The sequence below is a fragment of the Rhizobium sp. 16-488-2b genome, assembly GCF_017741815.1.
Classification (GTDB): Bacteria; Pseudomonadota; Alphaproteobacteria; order Rhizobiales; family Rhizobiaceae; genus Rhizobium.
On the sequence record NZ_JAGHMF010000014.1, the window covers coordinates 238,772 to 258,309 of the forward strand.

At 58.5% G+C, this 19,538-nt stretch carries 27 protein-coding genes, 1 tRNA gene and 1 pseudogene; 8 read left to right on the top strand and 21 right to left on the bottom strand.

Going from position 1 to position 19,538, the window contains the following annotated elements:
- The 4 genes from J5286_RS14365 to J5286_RS14380 form a co-directional block, all read right to left on the bottom strand.
- Positions 1-822, bottom strand: a complete 822-nt coding sequence (locus J5286_RS14365) for an ABC transporter permease (RefSeq protein WP_209190900.1) — start codon at positions 820-822, stop codon at positions 1-3.
- 1 nt (position 823) lies between these two features.
- A complete protein-coding gene (locus tag J5286_RS14370) occupies positions 824-1,738 on the bottom strand; it encodes an ABC transporter permease (RefSeq protein ID WP_209190902.1) in 915 nt (304 codons plus the stop codon).
- 245 nt (positions 1,739-1,983) lie between these two features.
- Positions 1,984-3,291 carry an ABC transporter substrate-binding protein gene (locus J5286_RS14375; protein ID WP_209190904.1) on the bottom strand — a complete coding sequence of 436 codons (1,308 nt, stop codon included), beginning with the start codon at positions 3,289-3,291 and terminating at the stop codon, positions 1,984-1,986.
- A gap of 34 nt (positions 3,292-3,325) precedes the next feature.
- Complete coding sequence (locus tag J5286_RS14380) at positions 3,326-4,414, bottom strand: ABC transporter ATP-binding protein (RefSeq protein ID WP_018897504.1); 1,089 nt, start codon at positions 4,412-4,414, stop codon at positions 3,326-3,328.
- A gap of 267 nt (positions 4,415-4,681) precedes the next feature.
- Between J5286_RS14380 and J5286_RS14385 the strand changes: the two genes are divergently transcribed.
- Positions 4,682-5,395 (top strand): GntR family transcriptional regulator, encoded by a 714-nt coding sequence (locus tag J5286_RS14385; protein ID WP_245206025.1) that lies wholly within the window; start codon positions 4,682-4,684, stop codon positions 5,393-5,395.
- 370 nt (positions 5,396-5,765) lie between these two features.
- On the opposite strand, the gene J5286_RS14390 is transcribed toward J5286_RS14385, so the two are convergent.
- The gene (locus J5286_RS14390) at positions 5,766-6,149 is read right to left on the bottom strand and encodes a BRA0787 family protein (RefSeq protein ID WP_209190906.1); all 384 of its coding nucleotides are present in this window, start codon (positions 6,147-6,149) and stop codon (positions 5,766-5,768) included.
- 250 nt (positions 6,150-6,399) lie between these two features.
- Positions 6,400-7,143, bottom strand: coding sequence for an SIMPL domain-containing protein (locus J5286_RS14395; RefSeq protein ID WP_209190907.1), 744 nt, complete (start codon positions 7,141-7,143; stop codon positions 6,400-6,402).
- Positions 7,144-7,295: 152 nt separating this feature from the next.
- Here J5286_RS14395 and J5286_RS14400 point away from each other — a divergent pair.
- Positions 7,296-7,371: transfer RNA gene (locus J5286_RS14400), tRNA-Ile, on the top strand.
- A 209-nt stretch (positions 7,372-7,580) separates the two neighbouring features.
- Here the strand turns inward: J5286_RS14400 and J5286_RS31630 are convergent.
- Together J5286_RS31630 and J5286_RS14410 are read right to left on the bottom strand one after the other, a co-directional pair.
- A pseudogene (locus tag J5286_RS31630) lies at positions 7,581-8,537 on the bottom strand (tyrosine-type recombinase/integrase); the annotation flags it as partial.
- Positions 8,513-8,779 carry a helix-turn-helix transcriptional regulator gene (locus J5286_RS14410; protein WP_209190909.1) on the bottom strand — a complete coding sequence of 89 codons (267 nt, stop codon included), beginning with the start codon at positions 8,777-8,779 and terminating at the stop codon, positions 8,513-8,515. The gene J5286_RS14410 and the pseudogene J5286_RS31630, both read right to left, overlap by 25 nt.
- 127 nt (positions 8,780-8,906) lie before the next feature.
- Here J5286_RS14410 and J5286_RS14415 point away from each other — a divergent pair, with 127 nt between their 5' ends.
- Both J5286_RS14415 and J5286_RS14420 read left to right on the top strand, forming a co-directional pair.
- Positions 8,907-9,182, top strand: a complete 276-nt coding sequence (locus J5286_RS14415; protein WP_209190911.1) for a helix-turn-helix domain-containing protein — start codon at positions 8,907-8,909, stop codon at positions 9,180-9,182.
- Positions 9,183-9,233: 51 nt separating this feature from the next.
- Complete coding sequence (locus J5286_RS14420) at positions 9,234-9,770, top strand: hypothetical protein (protein WP_209190913.1); 537 nt, start codon at positions 9,234-9,236, stop codon at positions 9,768-9,770.
- A 103-nt stretch (positions 9,771-9,873) separates the two neighbouring features.
- Here the strand turns inward: J5286_RS14420 and J5286_RS14425 are convergent, their stop codons facing one another.
- The 4 genes from J5286_RS14425 to J5286_RS14440 all read right to left on the bottom strand — a co-directional run bounded on the left by J5286_RS14425 (position 9,874) and on the right by J5286_RS14440 (position 11,354).
- Entirely contained in the window at positions 9,874-10,197 is a 324-nt protein-coding gene (locus J5286_RS14425; RefSeq protein WP_209190915.1) for a hypothetical protein, read from the bottom strand.
- A gap of 157 nt (positions 10,198-10,354) precedes the next feature.
- Positions 10,355-10,549, bottom strand: coding sequence for a hypothetical protein (locus J5286_RS14430; RefSeq protein ID WP_209190917.1), 195 nt, complete (start codon positions 10,547-10,549; stop codon positions 10,355-10,357).
- The gene (locus tag J5286_RS14435; RefSeq protein WP_209190919.1) at positions 10,549-10,764 is read right to left on the bottom strand and encodes a hypothetical protein; all 216 of its coding nucleotides are present in this window, start codon (positions 10,762-10,764) and stop codon (positions 10,549-10,551) included. The genes J5286_RS14430 and J5286_RS14435 overlap by 1 nt, the downstream gene beginning before the upstream one ends.
- Positions 10,765-11,096: 332 nt before the next feature.
- The gene (locus J5286_RS14440) at positions 11,097-11,354 is read right to left on the bottom strand and encodes a hypothetical protein (protein ID WP_209190921.1); all 258 of its coding nucleotides are present in this window, start codon (positions 11,352-11,354) and stop codon (positions 11,097-11,099) included.
- 168 nt (positions 11,355-11,522) lie between these two features.
- Here J5286_RS14440 and J5286_RS31230 point away from each other — a divergent pair, with 168 nt between their 5' ends.
- Together J5286_RS31230 and J5286_RS14450 are read left to right on the top strand one after the other, a co-directional pair.
- Positions 11,523-11,786 (top strand): hypothetical protein, encoded by a 264-nt coding sequence (locus tag J5286_RS31230; protein WP_245206027.1) that lies wholly within the window; start codon positions 11,523-11,525, stop codon positions 11,784-11,786.
- Between the two features lie 584 nt (positions 11,787-12,370).
- Positions 12,371-14,041, top strand: coding sequence for a hypothetical protein (locus J5286_RS14450; RefSeq protein ID WP_209190922.1), 1,671 nt, complete (start codon positions 12,371-12,373; stop codon positions 14,039-14,041).
- A gap of 6 nt (positions 14,042-14,047) precedes the next feature.
- Here J5286_RS14450 and ligD read toward each other — a convergent pair whose 3' ends face one another.
- Together ligD and J5286_RS14460 are read right to left on the bottom strand one after the other, a co-directional pair.
- Complete coding sequence (ligD, locus tag J5286_RS14455) at positions 14,048-15,079, bottom strand: non-homologous end-joining DNA ligase (RefSeq protein WP_209190924.1); 1,032 nt, start codon at positions 15,077-15,079, stop codon at positions 14,048-14,050.
- Positions 15,080-15,084: 5 nt separating this feature from the next.
- On the bottom strand, positions 15,085-15,369 hold the full coding sequence (locus J5286_RS14460) for a DUF982 domain-containing protein (RefSeq protein ID WP_209190926.1): 285 nt from the start codon (positions 15,367-15,369) through the stop codon (positions 15,085-15,087).
- 166 nt (positions 15,370-15,535) lie between these two features.
- Between J5286_RS14460 and J5286_RS14465 the strand changes: the two genes are divergently transcribed.
- Both J5286_RS14465 and J5286_RS14470 read left to right on the top strand, forming a co-directional pair.
- Positions 15,536-15,811 carry a Y4lK-related protein gene (locus J5286_RS14465; protein WP_209190928.1) on the top strand — a complete coding sequence of 92 codons (276 nt, stop codon included), beginning with the start codon at positions 15,536-15,538 and terminating at the stop codon, positions 15,809-15,811.
- Between the two features lie 184 nt (positions 15,812-15,995).
- Positions 15,996-16,295 (top strand): hypothetical protein, encoded by a 300-nt coding sequence (locus tag J5286_RS14470; RefSeq protein WP_209190930.1) that lies wholly within the window; start codon positions 15,996-15,998, stop codon positions 16,293-16,295.
- 261 nt (positions 16,296-16,556) lie between these two features.
- On the opposite strand, the gene J5286_RS14475 is transcribed toward J5286_RS14470, so the two are convergent.
- The 7 genes from J5286_RS14475 to J5286_RS14505 form a co-directional block, all read right to left on the bottom strand.
- A complete protein-coding gene (locus J5286_RS14475) occupies positions 16,557-17,138 on the bottom strand; it encodes a hypothetical protein (RefSeq protein WP_209190932.1) in 582 nt (193 codons plus the stop codon).
- A gap of 16 nt (positions 17,139-17,154) precedes the next feature.
- Complete coding sequence (locus J5286_RS14480) at positions 17,155-17,343, bottom strand: hypothetical protein (RefSeq protein ID WP_209190934.1); 189 nt, start codon at positions 17,341-17,343, stop codon at positions 17,155-17,157.
- Between the two features lie 320 nt (positions 17,344-17,663).
- Positions 17,664-18,005, bottom strand: a complete 342-nt coding sequence (locus J5286_RS14485; RefSeq protein ID WP_209190936.1) for a hypothetical protein — start codon at positions 18,003-18,005, stop codon at positions 17,664-17,666.
- Entirely contained in the window at positions 18,002-18,241 is a 240-nt protein-coding gene (locus J5286_RS14490; RefSeq protein ID WP_348529269.1) for an anaerobic dehydrogenase, read from the bottom strand. Before J5286_RS14490 ends, J5286_RS14485 begins: the two co-directional genes overlap by 4 nt.
- 25 nt (positions 18,242-18,266) lie before the next feature.
- Entirely contained in the window at positions 18,267-18,638 is a 372-nt protein-coding gene (locus tag J5286_RS14495; RefSeq protein WP_209190937.1) for a hypothetical protein, read from the bottom strand.
- Positions 18,635-19,267 (bottom strand): lysozyme, encoded by a 633-nt coding sequence (locus J5286_RS14500; protein ID WP_209190939.1) that lies wholly within the window; start codon positions 19,265-19,267, stop codon positions 18,635-18,637. The genes J5286_RS14495 and J5286_RS14500 overlap by 4 nt, the downstream gene beginning before the upstream one ends.
- The gene (locus tag J5286_RS14505; protein WP_209190941.1) at positions 19,251-19,463 is read right to left on the bottom strand and encodes a hypothetical protein; all 213 of its coding nucleotides are present in this window, start codon (positions 19,461-19,463) and stop codon (positions 19,251-19,253) included. Before J5286_RS14505 ends, J5286_RS14500 begins: the two co-directional genes overlap by 17 nt.
- Positions 19,464-19,538 lie beyond the last annotated feature (75 nt).

Here is a 19,538-nt window from a genome sequence, read left to right on the forward strand (position 1 = left end):
TCAGCTTGTCTTTGCCTGGCGCCCGCGCAGCATCATCATGATGCCGAGCGCGACGAGAATGATGGTGAAGGAAAACAGCGTCGTCACCGTGCCGAGCGCATAGAGCACCGGCGTCGTCACGTTGGTCGTCATCCCGTAGATCTCGAGCGGCAGCGTGTTGTAGCTGCCAGAGGTCATCAGCGTGCGGGCGAACTCGTCATAGGAGAGCGTGAAGCCGAATAGGCCGACGCCGATCAGGCTGGGCGCGATCATCGGCAGCACGACATGCACGAAGGTCTGCCACGACGTCGCCCCGAGATCGCGCGCCGCCTCTTCGTAAGCCGGCGAGAAGCGGTTGAAGACGGCGAACATGATCAGCACGCCGAAGGGCAGCGTCCATGTCAGATGCGCGCCGAAGGCCGACGAATACCATGCCGGCTTCAGCCCGCCCTGCTGGAACACCACGCCGATGCCGAGCGAAATGATGATCGACGGCACCACGAGGCTGGCGACGGTCGCGTAGAACAACAGCGTCGCGCCACGGAAGCGGCGGCGGAAGGCAAGGCCGGCCAGCAGCGACACCACGACGGTGACGACCATGACCATCAGGCCGAGCGAGAAGGAGCGACGGAAGGATGCCCCAAAATCGCCCACCGCCTGCTTTTCGAACAGGTTGAAGAACCAGTGGACCGAGACACCGTTGAGCGGGAATGTCAGCCCACCATCCGGCCCCTGGAAGGAGAGGATCAGGATCGCCGACAGCGGGCCGTAGAGGAACAGCACGAAGACGATGAAGAAGGCGGCGAGCACGTAGAATTCGAGCGTGCGCTTTTCGTGGCTCATCTCAAAGCTCCTTGCGGATATCGACGACGCGCAGGATGGCGGCGACCATCATCAACACGACGATCAGAAGCACGACGGCATTGGCGGCGGCGGCCGGATATTGCAGCAGCGACATCTGGTTCTTCATCATCAGCGCCACCGAGGCGCTCTGCCCGCCGGACATGACCTGCACCGTCGAGAAATCGGCCATGACGAGCGTGACGACGAAGATCGAGCCGATGGCGATGCCGGGCTTGGCAAGCGGAATGACGACATTCCAGAGGATCTGCCAGCCGCTGGCGCCGGCATCGCGCGCGGCCTCGAACAGCGAGCGATCGATGCGCATCAGCGTGTTGAAGATCGGCGTCACCATGAACAGCGTGTAGAGATGCACCATGGCGAGCACCACGGCGAAATCGGAATAGAGCAGCCATTCGATCGGCTGCGGGATGATGCTCATCTCGATCAACGCCGAATTGACCAGACCGTTGCGGCCGAGCACCGGGATCCAGGAGATCATGCGGATGATGTTCGAAGTCATGAACGGCACGGTGCAGACCAGAAACAGGATCATCTGCGTCGACGTGCGGCGGATGTGGAAGGCGAGGAAATAGGCGACCCAGAAGCCGATGAAGACGGTGAGCGCCCAGACGATGACGGTGAACTTCAGCGTGTTGAGATAAGTCTTCCACGTGACCCACGAGCCGAGCGTCTCGGCGTAGTTCATCGTCAGGAAATCGGGATAGAGACCTGCGAAGTCATAGTCCCAGAAGCTGACAACCGCGATCATCAAAATCGGCAGAATGAAGAAGAAGCCGAGGATCAGGATCAGCGGCGTCGCCTGGAGATAGGAGGCGGCCCATGGCGCCAGCCGAAAGCCCGGGCTGCGCACCCGCTCGGTCGTCTCGTTTGTCTCTGCTGAAGCGATCGTCGCCATCGCTGATCCCTTTTCCAGTTGGCATTGCGTTGCGTGGCGCCCCCCCTCTGCCCTGCCGGGCATCTCCCCCACAGGTGGGGAGATTGGCTGGGCGCAACCGCTCGCTCCACGCTCATTGCTTGGGTGGGGAGCAGGCCACGAGCCGATCTCTCCCTCCTTGTGGGGGAGATGTCCGGCAGGACAGAGGGGGGTAACCCACGGCGGAACCTCCCCTCCCGTAGTGGAAGAGGAGATCCAAGATTGCCTTAAGCCGCGATGAACTCGTTCCAGCGGCGAACCATGTAGCGGTCCTCGTCCATGACGGAGTTCCAGCACGCGACATGGCCCATGCGCTCTTCGAACGAGCCGCCGTCGCGAACGGCGCCAGCCTTCTCCATGACCTTGCCCTCGGGCGAAAGGATATCGCCCTTGGCGGCCTTGCCTTCGATCCAGTAGCCCCACTCGTCCTCGGTCATGAAGCCCTTGGCGGTGTCCATGCAGGCCGAGTAGTAGCCCTGGCGGTTGAGGTAGCCGCCGACCCAGCCGGACGTGTACCAGTTGATGTACTCGTAGGCCGCGTCGAGCTCGGCGCCCTTGAGGTGCGAGGCAAGGCCGAGACCGCCGCCCCACGAACGGTAGCCTTCCTTGAGCGGCTGATACTTGCAGGCGATGCCCTTGGAGCGGACGGCGGCGACGGCCGGCGACCACATGGACTGGATGACGACTTCGCCCGATGCCATCAGGTTGACCGACTCGTCGAACGACTTCCAGAAGGCGCGGAACTGGCCGTCCTGCTTGGCCTTGATCAGGAACTCGATCGTCTTGTCGATCTCTTCCTTGGTCATGTTGCCCTTGTCGGCGTATTTGATGTTCCCAAGCGCTTCCATGATCATCGCGGCATCCATGATGCCGATCGACGGGATGTTGAGGATCGAGGTCTTGCCCTTGAACTTCGGGTCCATGATATCGGCCCAGCTGCCGATATCGCGGCCGACGAGGTCGGGACGAATGCCGAGCGTGTCGGCATTATAGATCGTCGGCATCATCGTGAAGAGCTCGGTCTCGCCCTTGGCAAACGTCTTGGCATCGGCGCTCTCGACATAACCGACGGTGTGCGGCGCGGTACCCTGCGCGATAACGCTATCCGGCTTCAGCTTGCCGTTCTTGAAGAGCGGAACGACCTTGTCGTAGTACTTCAGCTTCTTCACATCCATCGGCTGGATGACGCCGGTCGGATAGACCTTCTTCAGGATCCAGTATTCGATGTCGGCGATATCGTAGCTATCGGGCTGCGTGACGGCGCGCTGGGCGGCGGCGTCGGAATCGGTTGCCGTCATCTCGAGCGTGATGCCGAGGTCCTTCTTGCACTGCTCGGCAATGGCGTTGATGTTGGAAACGCCGGTGCCGAACTGGCGAAGCGTGATGTTCGACTGCGCCCAGATGGTCGGGAAACCGGTGATGAGACCGGAGCCTGCGGCCGCACCAAGGGCGGCGGCGCCCGTCTTCAGCAGGCCGCGGCGCGACACGCCCTTGTCGAGCAGACCCTTCTTGGTGGTTTTCGTTGTATCAGTCATGTCAGTTCCCTCTGGTTTTTGTGGTAATTGAGATTTATGCCGAAACGCGGCCAAGGAGAACGGCGTCCTCCAGGGCCCAACTCAGGGACACCGCATCGCCGACCGATGCGGGGTTGGCGAAATAATCGCCGTCGGACGCAATGACCGTGAAGTCATCGCTGCCCGCGCCGACCACGGTGATTTTCACCGAGGCGCCGCGATATTCGATGTTGGAGACGATGCCGTTGAAGCCGAGCGTCTTGTCGGTGGCGCTCGCCAGACGAACCCGGTCGGTGCGGATGCCGATATCGATGACCTCGCCGACCTCCCTGCCCGCACCGCGCACCGTGAAGCTCTGCCCCTCCGGAACCTCGAGCGTGATCACGCCGTCCTTGGCCGATGTCACGCGGCCCGTCAGTACGTTGTGATCACCCATGAAGCGCGCCACGAAGGCGGTCGCCGGCTCCTCGAACACCTTGCGCGGGGTGGCCGCCTGCTCGATCTTGCCGTCGTTCATGATGACGATGATATCGGCAAGCGCCATCGCCTCTTCCTGGCTGTGCGTGACATGCACGAAGGTGATGCCGAGCGTCTTCTGCAGCTTCTTGAGCTCCGCGCGCATGCGGATCTTGAGAAACGGATCGAGCGCCGACAGCGGCTCATCGAGGAGCAGCGCCTCGGGATCGGTGATCAGCGCGCGGGCAAGCGCCACGCGCTGCTGCTGGCCGCCGGAAAGCTGCGCTGGACGCCTGTTGGCATAGGCCTCCATCTGCATCAGCTTCAGCATCTCCAGCGCCTTGGCCCGCCGCTCCTCCTTCTCGACGCCCTTCATCTTCAGGCTGAAGGCGACGTTGTCGATCAGATCGAGATGCGGGAAGAGCGCATAGGACTGGAACATCATCGCCGTGCCGCGCTTGGCCGGCGGAAAATCGGTGACGACGGTATTGCCGAGGCGGATATCGCCCGACGAAATGCTCTCGTGCCCGGCAATCATCCGAAGCGTCGAGGTCTTGCCGCAGCCCGATGGCCCCAGGAAGCAGCAATAGGAACCAGCCGGTATCTTCAGGCTGATTGCGTGCACGGCGGTGGTGGCGCCATACACCTTCGAAACGGATGCTATATCGATCTCTGCCGCTTTCGACATCGTGTCTTCCCCTGTTCGAGGAATACGATGCATTCGCCGTGCCAGTTTCTGCCGCGGTGCATCAAGTCATTACGAATATTGAATTTTCTTGGAAATCCCCAAATGACTAAAATTCAACCCTCGGATATGTCTGCACATGAAATAGGCTTTCGTCTGCAATTTGCGCAAATAATCGTATACAATTTGACCGCTGCATTGCTCGCAAATTCCGTTTAACTTTTCGGCTGAATATGGCTATCATCGGCCGATCACAGGACATCCCGCCTCATGAACTCCGCAGCCAATGCGCTTCTGACGACCGAAGAGCCCACCGAAACAGGCGCGCAGCAGATTCGCGACGCCATTCGCGACGCGATCGTCGAGCGCCGCCTGTCGCCGGGAACCAAGCTGTCGGAAAGCGATGTCGGCAATCTCTTCAACGTCAGCCGCACGCTGGCGCGCGCGGCCCTGCAGGCGCTCTCGTATGAAGGACTTGTCAGCGTCGAGAAGAACCGCGGCGCCTTCGTGGCCTACCCCTCGCCCGATGAAGCCCGACAGATCTTCGCCGCCCGCCGGCTGATCGAGCCCGGTATCCTACGCGAGGCGGCAGCAAGGATCACCACCTCGGAGATCCAGCACCTGCGGCAACTGCTGCTGGAAGAAAGCCGCCTGATAAGCGAACGCGGCCAGACCGCCCGGCGTGCCGAAATCAAGGCATCCGGCGATTTTCACCTGACGCTCGCCGCCATCTCCGGCAATACAATCATGCAGCGTTTCATGGAAGAACTCGTCGCACGCTCCTCGCTTGTCATCGCGCTCTACGGCCAGTCGACCATATCGAGCTGCGGCCACAACGAGCATGGCGATATCGTCTCGGCGATCGAAGCCAAGGATCTAGACCGCGCCTGTCACCTCATGCTGCATCACATCGCGCATATCGAGGCCGACCTCGATCTGCGGGAGCGCAAGGGACAGGGACTGAAGGAAGCGTTCGACCTCTAGAGCCTTTCCTGATTAGCTTGAAGCATTCTGCCGGAGCAGGTTTTCGTCAGGGCAAAGGCGATTGGCGAAGGGCATACCCCCAGATACGGTCGAGCCGATCGCCTTTGATCCTGGCGGAAAGATGCCCGGCCCCTGCGGGGTTGGCTGAAACGGGCCGCCTGATCGTCCGGCCGGCTTGGCCGTATGCGTTGGCTACGACCCGCGCCTGCCGGACGACCATCCGACTCCGTTTGAGCCAACAGAATGCTTCAATCTAACCAGGAAAGGCTCTAGGTCGCGTGTGGCGCATCAATCGAGCGCCAAAAAGAGCCCAAATCTTCAGGACTCAAGTGCGAGACGCGGCCGCCGAAGCGACCGCGGCATCGAAAAATCAACCGCGCGAGCGGCGTTCGTCCGGAACGGCGGCAACGGCCACGATATCGAGCGTTCCCGTCGCATGCAGGCGCTTGCGCACCAGCACGCCCATGACGCGGGCGGCGGTCGAAAACGTCATCTGGTCAAGCGGGCCTTCGCCCTCCCAGGGTTTCGTCAGTCGCTCGGTAACGGCGCCGACGATGTTCATCGGCACGATGTCGTCGCATTGGCGCATGGCCTCGAAGACGCTGCTGATCGGAACCACCCGACCCTCGAACGTGACGATCGGTTCGGTCAGTTCCGCATCCCACTCTTCAAACGCATAAAGAGCGTCGCGAAAGAGCTCTTGAAGGGTGAACGGGGCGTGCCCATTGTGAAGTGGCGGCAAGGCATTCGACATGTCTGTCTCCTCTTTGCAGGGATAAAGCCAATTCCTCCTCATCGGTCCGCACTAACGCCGAAAGCAGAACTCAAGTTCCCGGCCGGACCGAATAACACGATCGATGTTATAGTGTAATATACGCGTGATAAAGCGCTTTTCTGCCGCAGCCTCGCCACAGCTGTGTCCACAAAAAGATAAGCCGTTGATATCCAAGTGAATATCAACGGCAATCTTTTGGTAACTTCGATTAACGAAGGAGTGGAACGCGCTACTGGGCGATCGCGAATGTAACGTTCACCTGGATGGTGTAGCTGCTTTCGCCGCCCTGGATCGGCACGCCTGAATCGGCCTCCGACTTCATCATCGCCGCCCGCATGACGGGCATCGGCTGCGGCCGCGGACCGTTTTCGTTGATCTCGATGACGGTGCCGAGCTTGACGCCGGCGGCGGACGCAAGCGTCTTTGCCCGCGCGATGGCATCAGCCACCGCGTTCTTGCGCGCCTCTTCGACCGCGCTGTCGGGCTTGTCATTGGTGAACTGGATATCGCCACCCTGGTTGACGCCGAGCGTCACCGACTGGTCGATGATCCCGCCGAGCTTTGAAAGATCGCGCACCCGCACCGTCAGCGCATTGGAAACCTGGTAGCCGATGAGCTCCGGCGGCAGCTGCTGCCCGTCGGTCCCCTGCGGATAGCGATATTGCGGCTGCACGGAAAAGCCCGACGTCTGCAGATCGCGCTCGGCGATACCGGCCTTCTTCAGCGCCGCGAGCACATCGCTCATCGCCTTGTTGTTATTGTCGAGCGCCTCGCGCGCGGTCTTCTCCTGCTTGACGACGGAGAAGGTCAAGACCGCCATATCCGGCGCCATCGTCGCCCGCCCCTCGCCGATCACGGTGATGACCGCCTGGCGCGGCGCATCGGCCGCGAATGCGGGCAGGCCTGCGGCAGCAAGCACCGGCAGGCTGAGAAAGAGACCGGCGGCAAAGCTCTTGGTGTTCAGCAATGGCATTGTTTCACTCCCCGATTGTGACTTACCGATCCCTCTTGCCGTTTGATTGTGAAGCTATTGCGGCAATGACTTGTGACCGCTCTGAAATTGCGTTAGACGCAACGAGCACCGGCGAACCATTGCGCCGCTGCCAGGCGCCATCACAGTCGCCAGGGCCTGTAGCTCAATGGTTAGAGCCGGCGGCTCATAACCGCTTGGTTGGGGGTTCGAGTCCCTCCGGGCCCACCATTTTTTTCTGTAAATATCTGATTTTCCTCCCTATTTTCTGCCTTGGTGTCCCACTTTTCTAAGTTGGCCTCGGAAAGTGGGACACTTTTGTTCTCGCTTCGGTCTGGGATTAGGAGCTTAGCGCCGTCCTTTGCGAGCACCTTTCGGCGCGCTGCGCGGGTGTATAGATCCGCCTGCTGACTCGTGGTCCATCCGAAGATGGCTTTGAGCTGGTCGCTTGTTGCTCCATTTTCAGCAGCAATCGACGCTCCCGCCTTGCGAAGGCCATGCGCGGAACAATGGGGCAAATCTGCCTCATCGCACCACTGCCGCATCTTGTTGCCAAGTCCCTTTTCGGAAAACGGCCTACCGTATTCGGTCACAAGGAATGTCATGCGCCCAGCCGCAACGCTATCAAGTTCGGTAGCGAGATCGGACAGCAGCGGCATGTGAACCTCAACGCCGCTCGAGCCGCTTGTCTTCCCCGGCCTGATTCGGATCCAGCCGTCCCGCAGATGCTGCTTGCCTAAAATTGCGGCATCAGACAATCGAAGGCCGGTGAACATGAAGATGGCCAGCGCGAGGCGCGCCATTGTTCCCGGCTTATGCTTAGCTTCAAACTGTTCAATCTCTTCGAGAGTCCACGTGTGGAAGCCGTCGCCCGACTTGAGGCGCTTGATGCCGTTGCAGGGGTTAACCTTCGCCTCCCCAACCTCAATCGCCCATGCGAACATAGCGCTAATGGCTTTGACAATGTTGTTGGCGGCGCCCGGCGATTCGATACGCACATCACGTAGGGCGGTGACGTGTTTCCGCTCCATCATATCAAACGGCAAGTCGCCGTACTTGGTGCAGATTTCCTCAAGGATCCGCCGCCGACGGTCCATTGTGTCGACAGTGACGCCCTTCGCCGCACGCTTAAAATGCTGCTGACATAGCCACCGAAATGAACGGGCAACGACAGGCTTTGCCGAATCCGGAGACGGCCGCGCGACAACTCCGTCATAGGGAATACCTGCCTCGGCGCACTCATGCTCACGTAGAAACGCCGCCGTGCCCGGCTTCTCGCGAAGCCGGACTTTTCTCTTTCCCTTCACGCGGTAGTAGATCCGCACGTTTCCGTGTCGGTCCACATCCTCAATGATCCCGCGAAGATTGATCTTCATGCCGCGCCCAGCGCATCCCATGGGTTACCGGCTGGTTGTGCCACATTGACGCCGTCACGGGGAAGAGCGTCGAAAGCCTCGTCGAGTTCATACCTGTCCCATAGAACGCGCCCACCAGCCTTGCGCGCGACCGGCATCTCGCCGCGCGCCACCATCTGATCAAACAGCGTCCCTCCAATCCCCACGTAGGCGGCTGCAGCCAAACGACAAAGGCCGCGTGGTGCAATTCCATTGGGAAGACGGTTGTCATTGGCAGCGCGCATTTGATCTCCAACACGGACGCAGGCAGACCATCGGTGACATCTACTAGACATCAATCCATTCGCCTGATATCCGTCATTCTGACTGAAGTAACAAAAAAGTCAATCAAAATGTCGGATTCGAGCCCATATGTCTGAGCCCTCACTTCTCGCTGCACAGGTGCGTGCCGCTCGGGCACTGCTTGGATGGTCGCAAGGATACCTAGCAGAAGGCGCGTGTGTAAGTCGTTCGACGATCGCTGATCTCGAAGGCGATAAGCGTCAACCGCATGAAGCGTCGCTGTTCGTCATCATGAACGAGCTCACTAGCGCCGGGATCAATTTTACCGAAACTGGTGTTGAGTTTCGGGACTGGCCTCCGAGAGATTACGTCCCGACCGGCATTAGACAAAAGAACGCAGGATGATTGATCTCGGCGCCGCAGGGCACTTACGGCCAACACAGAGCGCAGCAACCTATGACGCATGACTTCTTCGAAACCGACGCTGGCAAATTCATCAGTCGAGCAAAGTGCTTTCTAGAGGCCGCCGGCGTCTTAGACGACAAAATGGCGGACGGCCGCAGTGGCATGCTTTTCACTCCGACACTGCACTTAGTCGGCCACGGCATCGAATTGCTGCTCAAAGGCTGCATGCTGCACAACGGCATTTCCAAAGTTCAGGTCATCGGCTACGGACACCGCATCAATGACATGTGGCTAAGAGCCGAGGTCGAGACCCTGCGTTCGATGGCGAGACACAACGCAGTGATTTCCCACGAGTACGCGCTGACTAGCGGTCGCTTCCCAGACGCTGCGCGGATAACGAACCCCGTTGCGACCTTTGAGGAGTATCTTGGTGCCCTCGGCCATCTGCATGCAGAGCCGCGCCAGTATCCAATTCGGTATCCAACTGATGACGAGCGCGTGGCACCGCGAACGCCGCTGCTGGTGGCAGCATTGTGGCGCACCGCTGATGACTACGTGAAGCGTCCCAACGATTTTCTGATCAGGTAGGGAACGTACGGCGCGCGCGCGGGTTATTGTGGTGCAAGGCGTTTGAAATCCACCTTGCCGCGGATGCATCGCCCATGTGATCCGTTAGAAGCCCGGCGCCGGATCAGTCCGCACCGGGCTTTTCCTTTGTCGGCGGCCCCGACCAAACCGTCTTCGCCGGCCGCCTGCTCTTCTTCCAAGCCGAGGGATTTTCCAGTTCCCGTGTCGACCGGTCGGCTTGGCCGGGGAACCAGCTATTCTCGTACCAGGCGGCGACCAGGGCAACCGGCCAGCCGCCGTGGAACTCGTCGAACTTCGGAAAGCCCGGCCGGTTGCTTAACGTCGGAAGGCGGGCCTTGGCCCACTCCTTCGCTCTCGCCTTGCCAACGATTGCGGTGGCAAGCTCGATGTCGGTAGCAAACAAGGGAAGATTGTCGAAGGGTGACACGAAAATGGGTCCATCAACTGAGGGAGCGATGGACCCAAGTACGAGATGCTCACACATAAGTCTGCTGTCGCGGTGATGAAGGCCGCGACAAGGTTAAGAATAGATGGATTTCATTAAGCGATTGCTAACGTAGCGGCGGTTGGTACTTTTGGCTGGCCTAATCCTCCGGCCTCCAGCCGGTCTCGTCCATAGCGGACATGACCATGGCAACGAGCCGGGGCACGGCAACCGGATTCGTGGAGCGTTCGAATTCGGATATGCGGACGGCAGAGCCGTAACCCAGAAGCACAGCGAGCTCGGCTTGATTGAAGCCGAGCCGCTTGCGGATTGCCTTGAAGTCTTCGTTGGTCATTATGCAGCCCGCAGATATTCCATGCCATAGACGTTGCACATGTAACCGATATCTTCGGCGACTTCCTGGGCCTGGATGATGAGCATGAAAGCCTTGTGCTTGGAGACCTCGCGGTAGACCTCATCGTCGATACGCACGTCGAAGGCGTAGACCTTGCAGTTACCGTCAAAGCGGCGGGTGACGTTTACGGTGATTGCTGCGGTGCTGTCGGTCATTTGCTTGCTCCGTTTCGATGATTAGAAACTAACGGATATCCGTTATTTGGTCAAGCGAAAAATAACGGAAAAGCGTTATTCGTTTGCTCCTGACTTTACGGAGCAAGGCATCGTGGCGCAAACGAAAAACCCGCCGACTTGGTAGACCGACGGGCACGCTGTGGTGGGCTCGTGAGGTGTAGGGCGCCCGCCGTGGCATGCGGCAACACGGCGGGCTCGCTGGGCGCAGGGCGGCACGCCAGCAGGAAAGGTGGACCGGACGACGGCGTCTAGTCGCCACCGCCGCCCGGCAGAGCCGGTGTATCAAGCACCGGCTCTCCCCCGCGGGGGTTTCAATTCGTTTGTGTCTTGAAAAGCAATTTGCCTTGGACGGTGCGAAACGGCCGCTCTCGGTCGAAGGTGACAATCTTATAAATCTCATGGCCCATGGCCGAACGGCTACGCTCGAGGATAATGGCCGGGGTCACTCCCCAAGCGACAAGCTCGCCGATGTGGAAGCGGAAGGACGCTGTGTAGGTTCTAACCATTCGTCTGCCTACGAGACTGCGCGGAAGCGAAATTCTGTCGATGTGCATCTGTGCGGCTGGCATTTCAGTGGCTCCTCGTTGATTAATTTCGATCACGGTGATAGTAATTACCATCAATAGGGGACGCGTCAAGCGATATTTATCATTGTGAGCGATTTTAATCAAGTTACCGGACGTCAGCTGGCCGCGGCTCGGGCTTTACTCGGCATCGGGCAAGTCGAACTTGCGCAGATGGCCAACCTCTCGGCGCCCACGCTGCGGCGCATGGAAGCGAGTGCTGGTCCTGTCGAAGGTATGCGCAACAATGTCGCTTCAGTGGTGGCAACGTTGAAGAATGCCGGCATCTCCTTCGTCGACGGCAACTACAGCGGCTCTGGCGGTCCGGGCGTCCGACTGGCAACGCCTTCTGGCATGTCGATCGACGTCAACGAAAAGGAAGTCGTTCAATACCCGGAGTTCATGGACAATGATGCGCCTCCTGGTGCGGGCGGCTAGGGTGACCGACGGCCCTCGCCTGATTGGCCGCAAGGAAGCAGCAGCTTACCTTGGCATCGCCGAGTCCACGTTCAGCCTTTGGGTAGCGCAGGACAAAATGCCGCCTCCCGTGCCAGGAACCCGAAAATGGGACAAGAGGGCGATAGACGCTCGCCTTGATGAGATCAGCGGTCTCACGCGTGAGAGCGATGAGGATGATTTTGATCGAATGCAGAGAGAAAGTGATGCGCGTAGGGCACTGCGCGATCAGTCAAGGTAGCTTTCCCGTATCGGGACACCTGATACCTGTGAGCATTCGTGGGAAAACTCAATTTTACGCTGAATATTGCATTCGATTCGTTTGATTTCGTGCCCCGAACCTGCCTACGCTACAAGTCCTGGCAGCGGGGAATGCGGCAATGGCTTGCAGGCAAACCGCACTCTCCCGCGCTAGGTGGCTCCTCGGTGGCGAGATCATCGCGAATGATGGTCTCGCCGACAGCCACGACGACACTGCTACATGGCGCTCCAACAGGCAACGCCATTTTTCCCACGGATGTGAAATCGGTGTGGATTGATAAAAATAATGGCGGCAAGGGCGTTGGATGGAATCGATAACTGATCAAGAGAAACAAGAATATGAAGCCAACCTCAGATGGCGGCTTGAGGTGCTCAAGGCAAAGCTTGAGGCAGGCGAAGTACATATTTCATCTGATATTGCTGATGGTATCGAACAGTCTCTCAAGGCGGTAAGGAGCCTTCCTGACGGTCAGATTGATCTCGACACCGTTGACGGCCGCGTACGGTCAATGGCTCTCGCCGCCGCGCATGTCCACAACAGAGAGCAGGATAAAAAATCGATATCACTCATTGATGTTTCGAGAACTTATTTCGATTTCGTCGAGTTGAACTGCGGTGACCTTGCTCGGCAAGCAAAAGAGCATGGCCTTAACGCGCACCAGTTTGCAATGGCACTATCTCGGGATGTGGAAGCGGTCACGGGGATAAACAAACAGCTTCCTCAGTTCCTGGAAGTTCTCGAAAACTTTTGGCGAGATGCCGCAGATGCGGTTCACTATCATGTTCAAGACCTGCAGGGCACGAAAGCAGTCTATGGAGGTGACCTTTTCCCTTCGTATGAGCAAAACTTAGCGAGCTCCGTGGGCCTCTACACGGATACAATTGTCCTGTCAGACCCGTTCTGGCATTCCAGACATGTGTTCGATATGGCCTCCCCCGAGCGGCGCGTCTACTACTTCGCAAAGCATGCGATCAACGTCCTTGGCTACCGCGATATGGCGTTAGCTGATCTTGAAAAGCCGATCGTTGTTTTTGCGCCCTTTAGATCGTCCGTGGATGATGCGGAAGAAAAATTCCTGAAACACATAACAGAGGTCGATGGATTAAAGCACGCTGCGCATGTTTTTGGCAGGAGCTTCGAAAATGTCGAAGATCTCTTCGATTATGCGCGAACTCTTTCGACCCCCGAGTTGGCAGTAGAGGCGCTGGCTGACCCGAGCAGACTCGTCTTCGATACGGAGTGGGGTGGCTCGAAGTTGGAGCAAGTCCGCAGGTCACTGGGCTCCGAGTGGTCGCCGGTCACGGGTGACAGTAACGCCGGTCTAATGATTGCAGGCCAGTGCTTAGCCCGAATGGGACAGGCGACTGACATCCTGCTGAAAAGTCGATACCTTATGGGTACGCCACTTATCGATGCCCCAACCTCTTGGAAGTATTTCAGCTGGAAGCTTGAGTACAACTCCGCTCTCGATGATGATGACAGGACGCATCTTCATATGGTGAGGGGCCTCCAGCACGCGAGAGAAGGCGAGGCTCAATGGCTCGGGAAAATTCCGCCCGCCGCGCTCATCGAAATGCGCAAGGTTGGAGCCTTCGAGGAAATCAGAACCGTCCTTTCGGCCGGCGTCGACGACATTGCGCGCGAGCGTCCGACCGCCTATTTTCGCTCAAGCGACAAGATCGTTGAGAACATCAGGGATGCGTTCGATCGCCACGGCGCTGAAGTTAAGAAGCTGACACAGAGGAAAATCAAGTTCGCTGGCTTCGACATAGGATCGCTTGTTGCCGTAGGGGCAGTGGAAATTGCCGCAGCGATCACTGGAACTCCGCTTTTCGGCGTTGGCGCATACGCCGCGACACAGTTGATAGATGCCCCCACGATAAGACAAATTCCAGCAAAATTCCGAGACTTGCGCAACGCCCACGTCGAGCTAAAAAAGTCGCCGATGGGGCTGCTGTTTAAACACAAGAAGTAGCTCGACCTAGATCTCATAGACCGCCGCATTGTCCTGCACCTCACGCAACCCCTTGTAGGATGCATGCCGGAGCTTGCCGTCCCTCGTCCACGCGCGATATTCGATCTCCGCGATAAGGGTGGGTCGAACCCAGACCAGATTTTTGCGACGGCCACCGTACGCAATCGCTGGCGTCTTCCGCTTGATCTTATCGAGCGTCTTGCGCAAATCCGCCGCCACGCGCTCGGTGAAGCCGGTACCGACCGATCCGACATAGACCAACTCGTCGCCGCGGCGTGCAGCGAGGAGCAGGCTGCCGATCCCTCCCCGCGCCGACATTGAATGCTCATATCCGACGATCATGAAGCTGTCGGACTGAACGCATTTGATCTTGAGCCAATCACCGAGGCGGCCTGAACGATAGGTGCTGTCGAGACGTTTGGCGATTATCCCCTCGAGACCATGCTCGCAAGCCGCTTGGAAGAGCGAAGCACCGTCGGCCTGGGCCTCCTCTGACAGCCTGATGGCAACATGACCATCGGCCGGGATTAGCGTCTCAAGAAGGTGTCGACGCGTGGAAAGTTCGGTGTTGGTGAAGTCGTGGCCGTCGAAATAAAGCAGATCGAAAGCCGTGAAGATGGCATCGCGGGCAGTCAGCTTTCCGCCTCGCCCGCCGAGCGACTGCTGCAGCATGTTGAAGTCTGATCTGCCTTGGTCATCCAGGACGACCGCCTCGCCGTCGAGGATGGCCGTGGAGACGGGAAGCGCCTTTGCAGCGGCTTCGATAAGCGGGAAGCGGTGCGTCCAGTCGTGACCGCCTCTGGTGAGGATCCGGACGCCTGTCGGCTCGATGTGGACCGCCAGGCGGTACCCGTCCCACTTCACCTCGAACGCCCACTCAGGTCCTACGGGCGGCTTCTGCTTCAGCAGAGCAAGGCATGGCTCGATGCGAGCCGGCATTGGATCAAGTGGAAGGTTGGGCTGCGCTGGGTCGCGAGGCTTGCGGGCGCGGCTACGAAGCGGCTTGTCGCTCGACTGGAGAGGCTTGGCTCTTACCATTGCGATTAGCTCGCCTTCCGGATCTGAGCCATGTCGTCAGGTAGGATATGCATGCCGGCAGCGTGTGCAGCATCCACGAAGGCGGCGCGGGCCGCAGCGGGCTCGGCTGCCATCGCCATGGCATCGATCGACCGAGCCAGCGCGCTGTGAAACCCGGGCTTCGTCTTGTCCGGCCATTCCGACGTCAGGAACTTGATCATCTCCTCGACGGTCTCGGCTGGAGCATACTGACCGACGCCTCGGATCTCGACTTCCAGAGGGTCGATCGGTGTTCTGGAAAAGCTGGCCATGACGCTGCACCTTTGACATTGATGCGAATCAACTGGTGACGGAGTGATTCGTTCCGAGTCAAATCAATGCCTTGGCGAAACTAGACTTTTCGCCTCACCCGCAGATGCGTGGCTTGGCAAACACTGATTGCACCTGCATAGTCACCGCAACGAGGAGGAGATACTCATGAAGATGATGACCGAAGATCAGATCCCGAATTTCGTTCAGGATGTCGCTGATACGGGCTGCGATATCGTCGCCGTAAAGGGAGGGACCGGGTTCCTTTTCGGAGATGCCGACTTGTCCCCTGAGGACTACAAAGCTGTAGAACCGCAGATCCTCGCTATCGGCGAAAAATATGGTCGACGCGATCACCTGCTCTCCGAGATTGCTCAATATCTTGTTTCTATCGGTCGTTACTCGCCGCCTCGGGCGAACACGGCCCGACGGACGCTCAACTGAAAACGTCGCAGCGCGTAACTTCCATGCTCCAAGCCGGCTTGCAGCCCGGCCATGTCAGTGGCCCCCTGGCCACTCTGGACATCTGCGCTTAGCCCCGCCTTTTTGCGGGGCTTTTTGTATCTTGCTGGACTCACAGGTCTCTTGCGTGATAGAACAAAAACGGAACAAAAGTACGGAGCAATCCATGCTCGATCGCCCCAAGCCACAGCTGCGAGACCCCTTTGACGATTGGTGGGATACGCTACCCATGGATGCCCGTGCGGGCATGGATCCCCGTGTCGCCAAGCAGGCTTTCCGCGCTGGCTATACGGCTGGCTGCAAAAAACACCTTCGCCGCTTTGTGTTTCAGGCGGCCACGTTGCGGGTGACGGTATGGGCCAATGGGGTCGGAGAGGCCCGCAAGCTGGCAAAGAAGAAGGCAGAGCAGCGTGCGACGGCTAGGGGATGGAAGTCTCTCCCCGGCGAATTGGAGCTAGTGGAATGAGCGATCTCGATAGGCCAATGCAGACGATGTCTGGCCCGCAGGTCCACCTGTGCTCCGTCGGCGGGTGCAAGAAGTGGGGAGGCCATGGCTTCTCAACTGGCCGCTACGTCGAGACGCGCTGGTGGTGCTACGAGCACTATCCACACAAAGAGACTAACGCTGCGCGGGCCGAAGCCGCAGCGATTGCCGTCAGCCTAAACGCAAAAAGCCGCCTCCCCGGTTAAGGAGAGGCGGCTCAAGTCTAGCGAATTCTATGTGCGGCTAGCGGCCGTCGAGAATTCCGTCCACAATCGCCCGGTAGCGAGGATGGAAAAGCGTTTTAACGTGGAATTGTGGTAGCTTTAGCTCGAGCGCAATCTGATAGTCAGAGATCTCGTTCCGCTCTTTCATTTGCTGATACTCAAGCCGCTTCTCTTCGCGACAAATTGTTGCCAACGCCATCCACAAGCAATTATACTCGGAACGCAATTGCGGACTTATTTCGCCGGATGAGTTCTGGTTGGACAAATCCTCAAGCAGCGCCTCAAACAGGTGGCCCTGATCAGCCGCCTTCTCAGGATCCGCAAACATGTGCATCATTTCTTTAACGCAAATGAAGCGCTGCCAGCACCGGTTTAGCTCGCGAGCAACCGCAATGACATGATTCCCGTGCTGACGCACAAGGTGATGCTGGGAATTTTTAGCGGATAGGTAGAGACCCCTGCATACCTCGGGGTCAATGTCTACAATAGCGACTGAAATCTTGGGGATTTTAGTAATCCCCAAGATCATATCAGCTATAACATTTCTGTTGATGTAGTCAGGCTTCTGCTGTCTAGCGTCATAAAGAAGGCGAAATGACATTCAATTTCCCGAGCAATTAGTACTCATCATCTGTCATGATGGTGTAATTGCCCGATGCAAGTTGTGCAAGCGCCTTATTCACTTCTTCTGCCATACGTTGTGGTTCGATATCCCGGCTCGTGCCAGGATACAGCTTAACGTCAGATACATTCAGCTCGTCATCAGCAAAAAGCTGATGCTTCGCGATCTCCATCTGGTTATCCATTTCCAGCTCCATCGAGCAGCGAGTTTCCGATGCCTAACCGCTGCGGTATGTTAGGCACAGCCACAGAGAATCTGCGGATCCACGTTCAGATATACACGATACCTAACGTGTTCAATGCGACAATGTTGCAGCATTGAATTCAACTTTTTGTTTAATTTATAGGACGAGCGTTGACAAGAGGTTACCTGGGAGGTTAATGCCACTGGGCATTAACCTTCCCAGGCGTATTTTGCCTGAAAATTAGAAAAATAATCTAATCTGATTACCCGTGTTCCTGACGCAAATATAGGCGTTCACTGGCTTTTTAGCAAGTTGTCGGATTACCCCCTCGCCGCAGGCCGTCTGGACTGACTTTCGAAAGCACGATCAAGACGATCACTCATGGAGTCGATGCGGTTCCCGACGCTTTCTATTGCTCGCATGATTTGCCCGGTCTGCTCCTGCAGTCCCTGCTTGGTGACATAGTGTTCGGCCACGTAAAGCTTCTGCGATGCAAGCTCCTCACGAGCCAACGATGCCAGCGCAGAAGCGCCGGCTGCCTGCGCGGCAGCTTCGGTGCGGGCTGCAGTCAGCTTTCCGTCGATCTTCCACCAGATGCCCCAGCCAGCGCCAGCGACCGTCAGGAAGAAGACAATGATCTTCATCAGATCCTCTGGGGTCATTTGGCCGCCCTCCTGGGCAACGCCGCGGCCGGCCGCACACCCGGCAACTCCGAAAGCAGCTGGTCGCGGTCGGCGTAGTAATCGCGCAGAGCCAGATGCTTTCGCGCGCACGACAGCAGCCGCTCGCGGTCGGTGATCCACAACTGCTCGAGCCGCCATTGGGGTAGCGGCTTGTCACCCAGATCGACGGGCCCTTTGCACAGCTCCAGCAGCACACTGTCCGGCTTCGTCAGCACGGGCGGCGCTGGTGCAACAACCAGTCTATCGGACCTTGTTGATGCGCTGCACGCTGGGAGCGCCAAGCACAACGCGGCCAGCATCAGGATCTTCGCTAGCTTCACGCTGTAGCTCCTTGATTTTGTCTTCGAGGGAATGGTTTTCGGCCTGGATCTCCGCAATGCGCGTGGCCTCGCGCGCCTTGGCGGCGTTGTTGGCGGCAACCTGACGGCTTGCCTCCTTGTCGCGCGCTTCCGTGGCGGCGGCCTTGAGCTCAACGATCTCGGCATTCTTGATGGCGGTCGCAGCCTCGTAGCCCGCGTTGTAGATAGAGCTGTAGCCCCACCACACGAGCGCGACTGCGGCGATGGCGCCGATAAGGTAGCCACCTACTTTGCTGGTGAGGAATGCGATCATGCGCCACCACCAGTCGCCGCGCTCTTGCCGTCGGCAGACAGGCCGGAGACGCAAAGTTCGGCCTCGCCGATGCGCTGGGCGTCGCCCATTTCGCGGCGCTTCACGAGCCCCTGCACTACCTGGCCGCCTGCCCGGTTCCATGCGGTCTGCGCCTCGCAGGCCTCCCGATAACGGCCCTGCGTCGCCAGTCGAGCGGCGGTGGAGTTGGCCATGCCGCCAACGCCGAAATTATATGCGCCAGAGATCTGGACGGCCTGCACACTCGTCGGGAACGATTTGAAGCCCTTGATCGACTTCGTCAGCGGCAGGTAATAGTCGTTGTACACGCGCTTTTCGAGGATCTCGTCGCACTGCGCCTTGGTGAACGACATGCCAGCGGTGACCGGCTTGCCGTTGATCCGGGTTTCGCCGTAGCAGATGTCGTAGATCCTCGCGTATGGATCCCAGTGCGACTTGAGCACGAGACCTTCCCACGGCTTGATCAGGCTATCGGTCGCAAGGATCACAGCCACTGGAGCAGCGGGTTCGACGAAGAACGACCCGCCACCGGCAAGCATTGCGGCCAGCACGGCGGCGGCGATTGCCTGCTTGCCGCGGGCACTGGCTCGGATTTTATTTATAGGAGCCATTGTGGCCAAGCCCTCCTTGATCAACGACACGGAGGAACGGCGACGCCAACAAAAGCGCAATCGACAGCCATGTCGGAATGTATGCGTCGAGGTAGGGGACGGCATACGGGACAATTTCAGCCAGTCCCGCGCCGTAGACGCACCAAAGCGCGTATGAGCGCGTGAGGACGCGCCAGGGGTTGCTGACGAGTTTCATTATTCTCTCACTTAGAGTTGTGGATATCCGACAGCTGCAATCGACTTGCGGCGCACGCTGTGGTGCTCTTATCTC

Excerpts from the sequence above, each read along its gene's own strand:
- J5286_RS14365 (WP_209190900.1), bottom strand. The coding sequence starts at position 822 with ATGAGCCACGAAAAGCGCACGCTCGAATTCTACGTGCTCGCCGCCTTC.
- J5286_RS14370 (WP_209190902.1), bottom strand. The coding sequence starts at position 1,738 with ATGGCGACGATCGCTTCAGCAGAGACAAACGAGACGACCGAGCGGGTG.
- J5286_RS14375 (WP_209190904.1), bottom strand. The coding sequence starts at position 3,291 with ATGACTGATACAACGAAAACCACCAAGAAGGGTCTGCTCGACAAGGGC.
- J5286_RS14380 (WP_018897504.1), bottom strand. The coding sequence starts at position 4,414 with ATGTCGAAAGCGGCAGAGATCGATATAGCATCCGTTTCGAAGGTGTAT.
- J5286_RS14385 (WP_245206025.1), top strand. The coding sequence starts at position 4,682 with ATGAACTCCGCAGCCAATGCGCTTCTGACGACCGAAGAGCCCACCGAA.
- J5286_RS14390 (WP_209190906.1), bottom strand. The coding sequence starts at position 6,149 with ATGTCGAATGCCTTGCCGCCACTTCACAATGGGCACGCCCCGTTCACC.
- J5286_RS14395 (WP_209190907.1), bottom strand. The coding sequence starts at position 7,143 with ATGCCATTGCTGAACACCAAGAGCTTTGCCGCCGGTCTCTTTCTCAGC.
- J5286_RS14410 (WP_209190909.1), bottom strand. The coding sequence starts at position 8,779 with ATGCGCGCTGCCAATGACAACCGTCTTCCCAATGGAATTGCACCACGC.
- J5286_RS14415 (WP_209190911.1), top strand. The coding sequence starts at position 8,907 with ATGTCTGAGCCCTCACTTCTCGCTGCACAGGTGCGTGCCGCTCGGGCA.
- J5286_RS14420 (WP_209190913.1), top strand. The coding sequence starts at position 9,234 with ATGACGCATGACTTCTTCGAAACCGACGCTGGCAAATTCATCAGTCGA.
- J5286_RS14430 (WP_209190917.1), bottom strand. The coding sequence starts at position 10,549 with ATGACCAACGAAGACTTCAAGGCAATCCGCAAGCGGCTCGGCTTCAAT.
- J5286_RS14435 (WP_209190919.1), bottom strand. The coding sequence starts at position 10,764 with ATGACCGACAGCACCGCAGCAATCACCGTAAACGTCACCCGCCGCTTT.
- J5286_RS14440 (WP_209190921.1), bottom strand. The coding sequence starts at position 11,354 with ATGCCAGCCGCACAGATGCACATCGACAGAATTTCGCTTCCGCGCAGT.
- J5286_RS31230 (WP_245206027.1), top strand. The coding sequence starts at position 11,523 with ATGGCCAACCTCTCGGCGCCCACGCTGCGGCGCATGGAAGCGAGTGCT.
- J5286_RS14450 (WP_209190922.1), top strand. The coding sequence starts at position 12,371 with ATGGAATCGATAACTGATCAAGAGAAACAAGAATATGAAGCCAACCTC.
- ligD (WP_209190924.1), bottom strand. The coding sequence starts at position 15,079 with ATGGTAAGAGCCAAGCCTCTCCAGTCGAGCGACAAGCCGCTTCGTAGC.
- J5286_RS14460 (WP_209190926.1), bottom strand. The coding sequence starts at position 15,369 with ATGGCCAGCTTTTCCAGAACACCGATCGACCCTCTGGAAGTCGAGATC.
- J5286_RS14465 (WP_209190928.1), top strand. The coding sequence starts at position 15,536 with ATGAAGATGATGACCGAAGATCAGATCCCGAATTTCGTTCAGGATGTC.
- J5286_RS14470 (WP_209190930.1), top strand. The coding sequence starts at position 15,996 with ATGCTCGATCGCCCCAAGCCACAGCTGCGAGACCCCTTTGACGATTGG.
- J5286_RS14475 (WP_209190932.1), bottom strand. The coding sequence starts at position 17,138 with ATGTCATTTCGCCTTCTTTATGACGCTAGACAGCAGAAGCCTGACTAC.
- J5286_RS14480 (WP_209190934.1), bottom strand. The coding sequence starts at position 17,343 with ATGGATAACCAGATGGAGATCGCGAAGCATCAGCTTTTTGCTGATGAC.
- J5286_RS14485 (WP_209190936.1), bottom strand. The coding sequence starts at position 18,005 with ATGACCCCAGAGGATCTGATGAAGATCATTGTCTTCTTCCTGACGGTC.
- J5286_RS14495 (WP_209190937.1), bottom strand. The coding sequence starts at position 18,638 with ATGATCGCATTCCTCACCAGCAAAGTAGGTGGCTACCTTATCGGCGCC.
- J5286_RS14500 (WP_209190939.1), bottom strand. The coding sequence starts at position 19,267 with ATGGCTCCTATAAATAAAATCCGAGCCAGTGCCCGCGGCAAGCAGGCA.
- J5286_RS14505 (WP_209190941.1), bottom strand. The coding sequence starts at position 19,463 with ATGAAACTCGTCAGCAACCCCTGGCGCGTCCTCACGCGCTCATACGCG.